We start from the raw sequence: 13346 nt of genomic DNA, 5'->3' as shown, positions 1-13346 counted from the left end.
CGACCGCGAGATAGCGTCATGGCAGTACCCAAGAGGCGGACCTCCCGCTCCCGTAAAGGCACGCGGCGCAGTCACCACGCCGTTGTGCCCGTCCAAATTCAATACTGCGCCCGGTGCAACGAGCCGGTGATGCCGCACCGCGTGTGCTCGAACTGCGGGTTCTATCAGGGCCGCGACGCCCTGCCCGTGGAAGAAGACGACAAGCAAGGGAAGTAAACCATGCGGATCGCCCTCGACGCGATGGGCGGCGATCACGGCCCGGCTCCGAACGTGGGGGGCGCCGCTCTGGCGCTCGCCTCGAACCCCGACCTCACCGTCGTTCTGGTGGGCGACCAAGGGCAGCTCGACCCGCTGCTCGCGGCGTCTCCATTGCCGGCGGGTAGGGTCGAGGTCGTTCACGCCGCGCAAGTGGTCGAGATGAAGGAGAAGCCCGCGGAGGCGCTGCGCCGCAAGCCGGACGCCAGCGTGTTCCGCGCCTGGAAGCTCCTCGCCGAAGGCAACGTGGACGGGCTGGTGTCGGCCGGCAACACCGGGGCGGTCGTCGCCGGCGGGGTGCTGTCGCGCCGCTTCCTGCCCGGGGTCCACAAGCCCGGGATCGCCACCGTGATGCCGACGGCCAAGGGCCGCTGCGTCATCATGGACGTCGGCGCCAACGTGTTCCCGAAGCCGCGCCACCTGCTCCAGTACGGGGCGATGGGGAGCGTCTTCGCGAAGCACGTGCTGAACATCGAGAAGCCCTCCCTCGGTCTGATGAACGTGGGCGAGGAAGAGGGCAAGGGCCACGAGCTCGTCCAAAAGACTTACGAGCTGTTCCGCAACAGCCCGCTGAGCGAGCGGTTCGTCGGGAACATTGAGGGCCGCGACATCCACCGCGGCGCGGTCGACGTGGTGGTGACCGACGGGTTCACCGGCAACGTCGTGCTGAAGCTCAGCGAGGGCGTGCTGGAGTTCGTCGTCGGGCTCATCAGCCACGAGGTCATCGGCACGCTGTCCGCCGAACGCGATCAGGCGGCGCTGGCGCTGAAGACGCTGCTGGCGAAGTACCACTACAGCGCGGTCGGCGGCGCCCCGCTGCTGGGGGTCGAGGGCGTCTGCATCATCTGCCACGGCTCGTCCAAGGACAAGGCCATCGCGAGCGCCCTGGGCGTCGCGGCGCTCAACGTCCGGGTGAAGCTGAACGAGAAGATCGTCGCCGAACTCGCCGCGCTGCCCAAGGGCGACGAGTGAGTCCTGATGGCGGAGCGCGTTTCGGCCGTTCCGCCTATTTTTGTTTCTGGTGGTGCGGCCGCCCCGATATGAGCAGTCACTGATTCCAACGGGCGCGGCCGGAGAGCGAGTTTCCCCATGCCACGCACGGCCTTTCTGTTTCCCGGTCAAGGCGCGCAGACGGTCGGCATGGCCGGGGCGCTGTGCCAGTCGCTCCCGGCGGCGCGCGACCTGTTCCGCCGCGCGTCCGAGATCCTCGGGTACGACCTGCTCGACGTGTGCGTCGGCGGCCCGGCCGAGAAGCTCAACGCGACCGACGTGAGCCAGCCCGCGATCTTCGTGGCGAGCCTGGCGGCCCTGGAGCAGCTCCGCGCGACCGAGCCCGACGCGTTCGGCGGCGTGCACGCGACCGCGGGGCTGAGCCTCGGCGAGTACACCGCACTCGCCTTCGCGGGCGCCCTCTCGTTCGAGGACGGCGTGCGGCTCGTGCAGGCTCGCGGCCGCGCGATGCAGGACGCCGCCGTCGCCACCCCGTCCGGCATGATTTCCGTGCTGGGGATGGAGGTGCCGGAGGTCGAGGCGCTCGTGAGCGAGGCCCGCGGCGCCGACACGCTCGAGGTCGCGAACCTGCTCTGCCCGGGCAACACGGTGATTTCCGGCGCGCTGGCCGCGCTCGACCGGTTCGAACAGTTGTGCGTCCAGAAGGGCGGCATCCGCACCGTCCGGCTGGCCGTCGCGGGCGCGTTCCACACGCACCTCATGAGGCCCGCGGACGAGAAACTCGCCGCGGCGCTCGCGGGGGCCAACCTGGGGGCGCCCCAGGTGCCGGTGTGGTCGAACGTCGACGCCCGGCCGCACGCCGACCCCGCCGAGATCCGCGGGCTGCTGGTCAAGCAGGTGCTGTCGCCGGTGCGCTGGGAAGAGACCATGCGCGGGCTGCTGGCCGAAGGCGTGGAGCGGTTCTACGAGATCGGGCCGGGGCGGGTCCTCGCCGGTCTCCTCAAGCGGTTGCACCGAAAAGCCGATATCCGAAACGTTGCGGCGTAACCGCGGAGTGAACAGGAAAAAAGCAACGAAGGCGGGACACGGCGCGAGGCGCTTCTTGCACTGTTTTCCCTTTCTCCTTTTGCCTTTTCACTTGCTCGTGAGCGCGGGCGGCCTTTTCTTTTGTGGGCCGCCTCAGTAGAGTTTCGATCGCCAGTCGCAGTGCTGGCGCCCGGGAAACGCTGACCCGTGGCGCGTGGGCCGCGCCGGCGCAATACAACAAGCGAGATGCTGCTGCGGGCCGGTCGGAGTTGGCCGGGCTGTGGGTGTCGCGGTGGCTCCACCACCGCCCGGAGGAACGAACCGTGTCCGTTGAGCAACGAGTCATCGACATCGTGAGCGAGCACTTCGCCTACGACAAAGAAAAGATCACCCGCAACACCACGTTCATCGAAGAGATCGGCGCCGACTCGCTCGACATCGTCGAGTTCGTCATGGAGCTGGAAGAAGAGTTCGACATCCAGATCCCGGACGACCAGGCCGAGAAGATCAAGACCGTCGGCGAAGCCGTGGACTACATCGACACCGCAATCAAGAACAAGCCACAGTGACTTCTTCCTTTCCCGCGACCCGCCGTCGGGTGGTGGTTACCGGGCTGGGCACGGTGAACCCCCTCGCGCTGAACGTGCCGGACTACTGGCGGGGCCTTCTCGCCGGGCAGAGCGGCATCGCGCCGATCACCCTCTTCGACACCGCCGCGTTCAAGCTGGTGAGCGGCACGGACGTGCCGTTCAAGGTCACGTTCGCCGGCGAGGTGAAGGGCTTCACCCCCGAACCCGTCATCGACACCCGCTCGGCGCGCCGGCTCGACCGGTTCACCCAGTTCGCGGTGGTCGCCGCGCACGAGGCGGTGAAGGAGAGCGGGCTCGACTTCGCCAAAGAGAACCCGTTCCGCTGCGGGTGCATCCTCGGCAGCGGGATCGGCGGCATGGCCGAGTGGGAGGACGGGCACCGCACGCTCATGGAGCGCGGCCCCGACCGGCTCGGGCCGTTCCTCATCGCGAAGATGATCGCGAACTCGGCCAGCGGCAACATTTCCATCCGGTTCGGGCTGCGCGGCCCGAACACGACCGTTTCGACCGCGTGTTCGTCCGCGGCGCACGCCATCGCCGACTCGGTGGCCGCGATCCGCAGCGGGCTCGCCGACGTGATGGTCTCCGGCGGCAGCGAGGCGGCGGTGACGCCGCTCGGGCTGGGCGGGTTCATCGCGTGCCGCGCGCTGTCCCAGCGGAACGACGACCCGAAGGCCGCGAGCCGGCCCTGGGACAAGGACCGCGACGGCTTCGTGCTGAGCGAAGGCGCCGGCATCCTCGTCCTCGAAGAGTACGAGCGGGCGAAGGCCCGTAACGCCACGATCTACGCCGAGGTGTGCGGCTCGGGCAACACCGCGGACGCGTTCCACATCACCGCCCCGCACGAAGACGGCATCGGCGCCGCGGAGGCGATGCGGGAGGCGGTGAAGGACGCCGGCTGGAACCTGGCCGACGTTGATTACATCAACGCGCACGGCACCAGCACCGGCCTGGGGGACGTGGCCGAAACGAAGGCCGTGAAGCTCGTGTTCGGCGAGCACGCCAAGAAGCTCATGGTGTCGAGCACCAAGAGCATGATCGGCCACCTGCTCGGCGCCAGCGGCGGCGTGGAAGCGGTCGCCTGCGCGCTGAGCATCAAGCACGGCGTGCTGCACCCGACGATCAACCTGAAGAACCAGGATGTCGAGGCGGGGTGCGACCTGGACTACATCCCCAACACGGCCCGCGAGGCCCGTGTGCGCAAGGTACTGTCGAACAGCTTCGGGTTCGGCGGCCACAACTGCTCGCTCGCGTTCGGCGCGATTTAGTGGGTGGGCCGCGAAGACAGATTGGCCACAAAAAAGCACAAAGGGCACAAAAGGAAACCAAGGCAGAAGAAGTGTTTGAACTCACTCTTCTGCCTTGGTTTCCTTTTGTGCCCTTTGTGCTTTTTTGTGGCCAATCTGCTTTTACTTACTGCTTTCGGAGAACCTTCAATGCCGCTTCCCGATCTGCTTAGCGGCCGCTGGGCCGACGTGTCCCTCACGCAGCCCGAGTTCGCCCGGTACTCGCGGCACGTGATTATGCCCGAGGTCGGGCTGGACGGGCAGCGGAAGCTCAAGGCCGCGAAGGTGCTCGTCATCGGCACCGGCGGGCTCGGCTCGCCGCTGGCGCTGTACCTCGCCGCGGCCGGGGTCGGCACGCTCGGGCTGGTCGATTTCGACGTGGTGGACACCTCGAACCTCCAGCGGCAAATCATCCACGGCACCGCGGATGTGGGGCGCTCGAAGTGCCAGTCCGCCGCCGACCGGCTGCGCGACGTGAACCCGGAGGTACAACTCGACCTCTGGGAGACGCAGTTCACCTCGAAGAACGCGCTCGACATCGTGAAGCACTACGACATCGTGGTGGACGGGACCGACAACTTCCCGACCCGCTACCTGGTGAACGACGCCTGCGTGCTGCTCAACAAGCCGAACGTGTACGGGAGCATCTTCCGGTTCGACGGGCAGGCGACGGTGTTCGACCCGCGCGTCGGCCCGTGCTACCGGTGCCTGTACCCCGAGCCGCCGCCCCCGGGCGAGGTGCCGAGTTGCGCCGAGGGCGGCGTGCTGGGGATTCTGCCGGGCGTGATCGGCTGCATCCAGGCGACGGAAACCATCAAGCTGATCCTGGGGATCGGCGAACCGCTCATCGGGCGTCTGTTGCACTACGACGCCCTCAACATGACGTTCAAGACGTACAAGATCCGGCGCGACCCCAAGTGGGCCGTCGGCGCCCCGCACCCCACGATCAAGGGGCTGATCGATTACGAAGAGTTCTGCGGCGTGCGGGGCGGCGCCACCGCCGCACAGCCCGCGCTCGGCGGCAGCGACATCACGCCGGAGCAGCTCAAGAAGCGGATCGACGCGGGCGAGAACCTGTTCGTCCTCGACGTGCGGAACCCGAACGAGTTCCAGATCTGCCGCATCCCCGGAACGGTGCTCGTCCCGCTCCCGGAACTGCCGTCGCGGCTGGCCGAGGTGCCGCAGGACCGCGAGGTGATCGTCCACTGCAAGAGCGGGATGCGGAGCCAGAAGGCGATCGACTTCCTGAAGGCGCAAGGCTACACGAAACTCGTGAACCTGACCGGCGGCATCCTGGGCTGGGCCGACAAGGTCGATCCGGGGATGCCGCGGTACTGATTGCTGTGGGCGGCGTGGGTGCAGTGTCCAGCACGCGGCCGGAGATGTTTGTAACGTGTCGGAACGAGCCGCGACGGCCAGGGAGCGGGTAACGTATTCCGCTCCCTGACCGTCGCGGCTCGTCAAAGTGTCGCGCAACCCTGAGGGCCTGCGGAGCGCGCCACCCGCCTGCTGACGCAGGCGGTTCGACAAGCGCCGGCTAACCGCCCGGGGCCGGCGTCATTTCTTCGGCGGGGCGGGAACCATGTTCACTTCGACGGTCTTGCCCGCGACCACTTCCACGATCCGGCGTTCGTCGCCGAGGCGAACTTCGTAGCGCCCAGGCCCGAGGTTCTTCACCAGGGCTTTGCCCGCCACGATGTCGGCGTTCGCGCGGGCCGTCATCACGGCGAAGCCCTTGAACAGTTCCGGGAGCAGCGGCTCGGCGCTCGCGTCGTCGGCCGGCGCCAGCATCACCGTGCCCTTCGCGTCCGCGGCGGCGGTCACTTCCAGGCCGCCGGTTTTGGTGACGTCGAGCGTCAGGCGCTCGGTCAGCATCCCGTTGGCGGGCACGTTGAGCCACTTCCACACCACCGGGCCGCCCGCGGTCGCCGCGGCGATCAGGTACCGCCCCGGCTCGATCCGGGTGTGCTCGAACTTCACCGGCGCGCCCTTGAACTCGACCTGCGACTCCGGGAAGAACACCGAACTGTTGTTCGGCAGGAACGCGGCGCACGCGCACCGCACCGGCGTACCCGGCGCGGCCCCCATCACCGCGACCTCGCCGACAATGAACGGGGCGTCGTCGGCGCCCGGGGGCTCCTCCGCGAGCCGGAAATACTCCGCGTCGAACGTGCCGGCCAGTACCGTCTGGTCCTTGTCCGGCAGCGACACGTACACCTTGCCGGTCACCTTGCCGTTCTTGCGTGCCCCGAGGTCGAGCGTTAGCGCGTAGCCGTTCGGCTGCGAGAGGATGGGCTGCCCCTTCACCTCCACCCACACCTCCGGCCCGGCGTCCTTCGGGTCCACTTTCCAGCTCCGCCCCGTGATCGGCGGCGGCGTGGGCTGGCCCGGGACCCGCGGCGCGAGCCGGAGCGTTACCGACCGCTCGAGCGGTTGCATCGTGTCCGCGGGGGTGCGGAAGATGACCTCCTCGGCGGTGACGAGTACCCCGGGCGTCACGTCGGCTCCCGCGACGCGCCCGCGCACCGGCGCGTTGGGGATCGCGTGCTTCGCGGGGTCGAGTTCCCACGCCACCTGAGCCGCCCCCGGCTTCGGGGAGTCCGTCTTCGGAACCTCGGCTTTCGGCGCTTCAACCTGCGCCGCCGGGGCCGGCTCCTGTCCTTTCTTCGGCTCGGGCTCTTGGGGCGCGGCGGCCGGTTGCGTGGGCGCCGGGCTCGACCCGCACCCGATCGCGACGACCAGACCGAAGCCCAGCGCCACACCGAAGATCATCCGTGACATGGTTACTCCTCTTGCGGACCTCGGATCGCAGAACGGAGCCTGAGCAACAGCGCACCTCGGGGCCGCGTGCCGCATCGGTTCAGTGCCGCCCCGACTCGGAGCGAGTGCCCGCATCTTCTCTGCTTCCACCATCGCCGCCCGGCGCACCGGGTGCCCGGGTTTGGCGGTGAGTAGACCCAGAACCGCGTCGGCGTGCAACACGAACAAGACTACCTTTAATGAAAATGAGAACCCGCCCCCGCTCACGGGACGGCCCGGGGAAGCACCTTTGGAGCCGACACACGACAAGGGCATCCCCGTACCGCACCGGAACCGGTTAAAGAGTCTGCACTTGGGCGCGAATGCGCGTGTGCCAAGTGTTCGGCGCGGCCGCCGCGCCGAACACTTAAGGGCTCCGGGGCAAAAGTCCGATCGTCGAAAGTCGTAAGGTCGCAAATCCAGTGATAATGATGGCTTGTGACTTTATTACTTGCTGACCTGACGACTTTTGACTCGAAGTCCAAAACCTGTCGGCTCATGTGGCGTAAGAGGTGAACGGCGGTATCGCCCGTTCCGGTCGTCAATCCGACTGTGACCCGTGGATGAGATGTGGCCCGGAGGCTCGCGGATGGATTTCCCGATCACCGACCTGATGGACCCGAGCGGGTGCTACCAGTTCCTCGTCGAGACGTTCCACCCCGATGGGCTCGGCTGCCCCCTGTGTCGACAGACGGATGCGGTATCCGTTCACGACCGGCACCGCGCCCCGGTGCTCGATTATCGGTGCCGGCACTGCGGGGCGGTATTCAACGCGTACACCGGCACCCCGGTTTCAGAAGACGCGCCGCTCGCCGACTCAGTTGGTGCTCCTCCTGCGGGGCATTTGTCAGGGCACCCCGACCGCCCAATTGGCTCGCGAACTCGGTGCGACCGTAAACAACTGCTGGCCGTGCGACACAAACTCCAAGGCTTGGCCGCGGGCGCACCGGGCCGGTCCCCGGCCGCGCCACCGAGGCCGACGAGATGTTCCAGAACGCGGGGAAAAAGGGATTCCGCATCCCGATCCGGATGACCCGCCGCGGCGCCGGGCGAACAAGCGACGGGGCCGCGGGACCTTCGGCAACGACTGGCCGCCGGTGGTCGGAGTCGTCAGCCGGGACACGCGAACAATCGCTCTGGAGGTGGCCAATCACTGTATTATAAGAAGCTTGAGAGATTATTAATACAATAGACGGAAGTCGTGGCGATGATGTGTACCGACGAGTGGAGCGGGTACAACCGGCTACCCGAGAAGAATCGGAGGCATGCGACGGTGAACCACTCCCCGGGCCAGCGGGAGTGGCCCCGGGGCGACGGCGGGGACGGGATCCGAGAGGTGCACGACAACACCCTCGAGGGGCTGTGGGCCGCCTTACGAACATTCCTGCGGCCGTTCCGCGGCGTGAGCAAGCACTACCTGAGTCAGTACGTGGCGGTGTTCCAGTGGGCGTACAACTTGAAGGAGACGATCCCCGATACCCTCCGAATACTGATGGGAATCACCTCTAACGCCACATGAACCAATCACCTCTGACGCCACATGAGCCAAAAAAAGGAGCCCAGAGGTAGGGAGGAATGGGGAGTAAAGCTGGAGATACCTCCCTTACCTCCCTACCTCCCGAATGTGGTACTGTCACCAATCACAAGCGTTGAGGACGAGCGGAATGAACCTCTTCAAGAAGACCTGGACCCGCAAGGGCAAGCAATCGCAGTCGAAGAAGTGGTACATCTCGATCGATAAAAAGCATGTGCCGTTGTCGCCAAATAAGAAGATCGCTGAGGAAATGGCCGCGCAGTTGCTCGACAAGAAGGCCGCTGGCACGCTCGGCGTCGTCGTGATGAGCAAGGACGACGACCGGCGCAAGAGCCTCTCGGCTCTCGTGGGCGAGTGGGCCGAAGCGCTCCGCGTGAAGGGCACTTCCGCTGAACAGATCGAGTTGCTCAAAGCGCGAGTCACGCGCGTGACGGCCGGGTGCAGTTTCGACCGCGCACGCGACCTGAAAGGCGAAGCCGCTTACACGTTCATCGGCGGGTTGAAGGTCCGAGAGGACTCCGAGCAGTTCGCCAGTTACCAGACCCGCAACTTCTACCTCTCCGCGCTGAAGCAGTTCGCGCGGTTCCTCATCCGCCGGAAGATCCTGACCGAGAACCCGTTCCAAGACCTGGAACCGTGGGACGTGCGGAAGGACCGCAAGCACGACCGGCGCGAGCTTACTGCCGAAGAGTTACAATCGCTGATCGCGACCACAGAAGAGGAGGGCATTACCCGCTCCAAGCTCTCCGCGACCGATCGAGCGATGTTGTACCGCGTTGCCGTGTTCACCGGGCTGCGATCGGCCGAACTCGGTTCGCTGAAGCCCTCGTCGTTCGACCTCGCGCACGCAGAAGTGACTGTTCCGGGCGAGTTCACCAAGAACGGCGATCCCGCGGTTCAACCCCTCCCCCCTGTGGTCGTTCCACTTTTGGTTGAGTGGCTGAAGGGCAAGCCCGCGGGCAATCTCTGCTGGCCGGGCACCTGGGCGAAGCACAAAGGCGCGGGCAAGTTCCTGAAGGCCGATTTGCACGCCGCGGGCGTGCCCTACGTCAAAGACGGACTTTTCGCGGACTTCCACAGCTTGCGGCACAGCTACATCTCGCGCCTGATCCGGGGCGGCACGAACCTGAAGGTCGCGCAGGCGCTCGCGCGGCACAGCACCATCACACTGACCGCCGACCGCTACGGGCACCTCGCACACGGAGAGAAGCGTGCCGCCGTCGCGGTGTTCGACGCGATTGGATGCAAGCAGGATGCAAGCAGCGAAACTGACGACACCGAACGCTTGAAAAACAAGGCGATCGCGGAACCGGCTTGCGGTCTTGAAAACCGGCAACACCGAAAGGTGTTCCAGGGTTCGAATCCCTGCCCTTCCGCTCAAAGACCCAGCAATTCTCAGCAGAGCCAGTAGTTAGATTGCCATACGTTACTGTTACGGTGCCAACAACGACGGGTCGTCCGCCGATCCCGGCGTGCACCCGTGATCATGTCGGCCTGAAGCGCCCTCGTCTCGGCATCGCGTTCGCAGAGCGCGGCGGCGGTCACTTCGGCTTTCGCGGCAGACGTGTGGTCGTGAACGGCGAGCGCGTACCCGCGGCGGGCGCGTGCATCGGCGACGACGGACCCGACGCGTTTCGTACTGCCACCCGTGACGAGGGAGCCCCGGTTCGGCGGCACCATTCAACTCCGCAAATGAAAGCGATCACACCGCGTTGGCGAACTGCGGCTCGAGAATCGTCTTGAGGGCCTGCCGGGCGCGGTGCAGCCGGGTCTTCACCGCGCCGCAGTTCGTGCCGAGCTGCACGGCCGTTTCCTCGGTACTCAGCCCTTCGAGGTCGCGGAGCCGGATCACGGTGCGGTACGCCTCCGGGAGCTGCTCCACGCCCTCCCGCACGCGCGCGCACGTTTCCGCCTGGGACAGCACGGTGTCGCACGCACTCGCGCCGGTCGTTGGGGAATCGTCCTCCAGCGGCACCAGGCGCGACCGCTTGCGGGCGCGGAGCTTGAGCAGAGACGCATTCACGGTGATGCGGTGCAGCCAGGTGCCGAGCTTCGACGCGCCCTCGAACGCGGGCATCGCCCGGAACGCCGACACGAGCGCATCCTGAACGGCTTCGGACGCCTCGTCGGTGTCGCCGAAGAACCGCCGCGCGACGGACGTCATCGCGCCGCCGTGGGTGCGGACCAGGTGCTCGTAAGCGGTGCCGTCGCCGGCTCGCAAACGGGCGACCAAATCGACTTCGTCGGAGAGAAACATCGCGGGCTCCTGTCGGGTGAGTGACGGGAGCCAAAGCGAGGGGCGTGCCGCGGCGTCGGGAATCGCACACGGCACGACCGAAGTGCTGGATTTACAAGGCGATCGCGACGCGGAATTGTTTGGAGCGGCGGGGGGCAACGTCGGGCGGAGGCGCCCGCCGCCCACGACATTTCGTGGGCGCCACGACGGGCCGTGGGCGGACCGCTACGACGGCCGCAGGATGCCGAGCTTCTTCATCCGGCTGCGGAGCGTGTTTGGGTGCAGGCCGAGCACCGTCGCGGCCCCGTTCGGCCCCTCGATCACCCAGCCGGTTTGCGCGAGGACGCTGCGAATGTGGTCCGCCTCGACCGCGACGAGGCTCTGGCCGCCGGCCCCGGCGGGCGCGGCGCCCCCCCGCGTGACCGGCAGCACGTCCGGGTCGATGACCAGCTCCGGGCCGTCGGACAGGATCGCCGCGCGCTCGATGACGTTCTCCAGTTCGCGGATGTTGCCCGGCCAGTCGTAGCCGACCAGCGCGTCCAGCGTGTCCCCGCTCACCCGCTCGATCCGCTTGCCGAGCCGCCCCGCGAACTTGGTTACGAAGAACCGCACCAGGAGCGGGATGTCGCCGGGGCGCTCGCGCAGCGCCGGCAGGCGCACCGGGAAGACGTTGAGCCGGTACAAGAGGTCGGCGCGGAACGCCCCCTCCTTGACCAGTTGGGCGAGGTCGCGGTTGGTCGCCGCGATCACCCGCACGTCCACCTTCACCGGTGCCGTTCCGCCGACGCGCTCGAACTCGCGCTCCTGGAGTACGCGGAGCAGCTTCGCCTGGGCCTCCAGCGACAACTCACCGACCTCGTCGAGGAACAGCGTGCCGCCGTCGGCCAGCTCGAACCGTCCCGGCTTGCGCGCGACGGCCCCGGTGAACGCCCCCTTCTCGTGCCCGAACAACTCGCTCTCGACGAGGTGCGTCGGCAGCGCGGCGCAGTTCAGCTTGATGAGCGGCTTCGCCTTCCGGGGGCTGGCGGAGTGGACCGCCCGCGCGACCAGTTCCTTGCCGGTGCCGGTTTCGCCGGTGATGAGGACCGTCGAATCGGTGCCGGCCACCTTCGACACGCGCTGCAACACCGACACGAGCGCCGGACTTTGGCCGACGATCTCGTCGAAGTTGTGTGCCGCCTTGAGCTCTTCCTGGAGGTAGACGTTCTGTTGCTGGAGCCGCGCCTGCTCCCGCTCCATCAGCACGCGCTCGGTGACGTCGATGAACACGGTGCGGGTGAACTGGCCCCCGCGGTCGGGCCGCGACCACCACTGAATCCAGATCGGGCGCCCGTCGTCCTTGCGGCGGAGCTCGAGCACCACGCCGCCCGTATCGGTGCCGCGGCCGATGGAGGCGAAGGCTTCTTTTACCAGCCGCTGGGCGTCGGGCGTGTCGGGCACCAGCGACATGCCGACGGTGCCGACCGCTTCTTCCGGCTTCAGGCCCAGGACGCGCAGGGCGGTCCGGTTGGCGCGGATGAAGCGCGACTCCATGTCCTCGTGAACGTAGGCGACCGGGGCCTCCTCGAACAAATCCCGGAAGCGCTCTTCGCTGTCGCGGAGCATCCGGTCCATGCGCAGCCGGTCGAGTTCCGCGGCGGCACGGGCGGCGAAGATCTGGAACGTGTAGAGCAGCCGCGGCTCGGGGGGCATCGGGCGGGCGTCGAACACCGCGAGGTGGCCGAGTACCGCCCCGCTCGCGTCGCGGAGGGGCACCCCGAGGTAGCTCTCGACGCCCGCGTCCTTCGGAAATTTCTCCGACACGCCGGTCGGGTGGTGGCAGAAGCTCCCCGCGAGCACGTCCTCGCACGGCGTGCCGGCCAGTTCCCATTCGTCGGGCGGGAGGAACGCCCCGTCCTGCCAAAACGCGAGCGACCGGATGCGGGTCCGCTGCTCGGCGAACTCGGCCACGAAGGCGTTCGGGACGCCGGTCGCCGCGCTCAGGTTCCGCACGAGCGAGCGAAAAAACTCTTCGCCGGTGTGCCGGGCGGTGCCCTCGACAATGGCGCGGAGCGCGGCCACTTCCTCGCGGTCCGCGGGTTGGTTGAGTTCGGGCATCGCGACTCGGTGTAACCGGAACGGGTGTGCCGGCATCGTACCAGCATCCGCGGCGCGCCGCGAGAGCCCTCACCCGGAGTTGACGATGACGACCGACCGCCCGCGAACCGTGGCCCCTGCCCGGGCCGGTACGTGGTTTCAGTACGCCGCGCCCCTGTCGTGGTCGGCGCAAGTCCTGGCCGCCGTGATTCTGGCGCAGACGCTGTACTTCAAGTTCACCTACGCCCCGGAGACGCGGCACATCTTCGGCCCGCTCGGGGGCCGCCCGGCGGCGACCCTGGTCGGCCTGATGGAACTGGTTTGCGTCGTACTGATCCTGATCCCGCGAACGGCCGCGGTCGGCGCGGTGCTGGCGCTGGGGCTGATGGGCGGTGCGCTCGTGACTCACCTGACCATGATCGGGATCGCGGTAAAGAACCCCGACACGGGCGAGAGCGACGGCGGGTTGTTGTTCGGGCTCGCGCTAGTCGTGTCGCTGTGCGCGCTGGTGGTACTGGCGTTCCGGTGGCGCGACCTGCCGTTCGTGGGGCGGGCCGCGGTGTAACCAACGGCGCCGCCCGGCATCACACCCG

The 13346-nt window shown here is 67.4% G+C and carries 12 protein-coding genes; 9 read left to right on the top strand and 3 right to left on the bottom strand.

Annotated features, from left to right (window positions below):
• Positions 1–18 precede the first annotated feature (18 nt).
• The 6 genes from rpmF (at position 19) to moeB (ending at position 5446) form a co-directional block, all read left to right on the top strand.
• Positions 19–216, top strand: coding sequence for a 50S ribosomal protein L32 (gene rpmF, locus GobsT_RS05275; protein ID WP_029601116.1), 198 nt, complete (start codon positions 19–21; stop codon positions 214–216).
• 3 nt (positions 217–219) lie between these two features.
• Positions 220–1227, top strand: coding sequence for a phosphate acyltransferase PlsX (plsX, locus tag GobsT_RS05270; RefSeq protein ID WP_010045161.1), 1008 nt, complete (start codon positions 220–222; stop codon positions 1225–1227).
• Between the two features lie 117 nt (positions 1228–1344).
• Positions 1345–2253: an ACP S-malonyltransferase gene (fabD, locus tag GobsT_RS05265; protein ID WP_010045162.1), complete on the top strand. Its 909-nt coding sequence runs from the start codon at positions 1345–1347 to the stop codon at positions 2251–2253.
• Between the two features lie 302 nt (positions 2254–2555).
• Entirely contained in the window at positions 2556–2801 is a 246-nt protein-coding gene (acpP, locus tag GobsT_RS05260; RefSeq protein WP_029601117.1) for an acyl carrier protein, read from the top strand.
• A complete protein-coding gene (fabF, locus tag GobsT_RS05255; protein WP_033199090.1) occupies positions 2798–4090 on the top strand; it encodes a beta-ketoacyl-ACP synthase II in 1293 nt (430 codons plus the stop codon). The genes acpP and fabF overlap by 4 nt, the downstream gene beginning before the upstream one ends.
• Positions 4091–4258: 168 nt before the next feature.
• Positions 4259–5446, top strand: coding sequence for a molybdopterin-synthase adenylyltransferase MoeB (moeB, locus tag GobsT_RS05250; RefSeq protein WP_010053405.1), 1188 nt, complete (start codon positions 4259–4261; stop codon positions 5444–5446).
• Between the two features lie 219 nt (positions 5447–5665).
• On the opposite strand, the gene GobsT_RS05245 is transcribed toward moeB, so the two are convergent.
• The gene (locus tag GobsT_RS05245; protein ID WP_148087607.1) at positions 5666–6889 is read right to left on the bottom strand and encodes a hypothetical protein; all 1224 of its coding nucleotides are present in this window, start codon (positions 6887–6889) and stop codon (positions 5666–5668) included.
• 1225 nt (positions 6890–8114) lie between these two features.
• Here GobsT_RS05245 and GobsT_RS05240 point away from each other — a divergent pair.
• Together GobsT_RS05240 and GobsT_RS05235 are read left to right on the top strand one after the other, a co-directional pair.
• Positions 8115–8426, top strand: coding sequence for a transposase (locus GobsT_RS05240; protein ID WP_010038039.1), 312 nt, complete (start codon positions 8115–8117; stop codon positions 8424–8426).
• 145 nt (positions 8427–8571) lie between these two features.
• A complete protein-coding gene (locus tag GobsT_RS05235; RefSeq protein ID WP_010038037.1) occupies positions 8572–9852 on the top strand; it encodes a tyrosine-type recombinase/integrase in 1281 nt (426 codons plus the stop codon).
• Between the two features lie 291 nt (positions 9853–10143).
• On the opposite strand, the gene GobsT_RS05230 is transcribed toward GobsT_RS05235, so the two are convergent.
• Together GobsT_RS05230 and GobsT_RS40785 are read right to left on the bottom strand one after the other, a co-directional pair.
• On the bottom strand, positions 10144–10698 hold the full coding sequence (locus GobsT_RS05230; protein ID WP_010038035.1) for an RNA polymerase sigma factor: 555 nt from the start codon (positions 10696–10698) through the stop codon (positions 10144–10146).
• A gap of 204 nt (positions 10699–10902) precedes the next feature.
• The gene (locus GobsT_RS40785; protein ID WP_033198112.1) at positions 10903–12774 is read right to left on the bottom strand and encodes a sigma-54-dependent Fis family transcriptional regulator; all 1872 of its coding nucleotides are present in this window, start codon (positions 12772–12774) and stop codon (positions 10903–10905) included.
• Between the two features lie 85 nt (positions 12775–12859).
• Here GobsT_RS40785 and GobsT_RS05220 point away from each other — a divergent pair, with 85 nt between their 5' ends.
• On the top strand, positions 12860–13318 hold the full coding sequence (locus tag GobsT_RS05220) for a hypothetical protein (protein WP_010038032.1): 459 nt from the start codon (positions 12860–12862) through the stop codon (positions 13316–13318).
• The last annotated feature ends 28 nt before the right edge of the window (positions 13319–13346 follow it).

Source organism: Gemmata obscuriglobus (genome assembly GCF_008065095.1).
GTDB classification, from domain to species: Bacteria; Planctomycetota; Planctomycetia; order Gemmatales; family Gemmataceae; genus Gemmata; species Gemmata obscuriglobus.
This window is presented reverse-complemented; position numbering and strand designations above follow the sequence as displayed.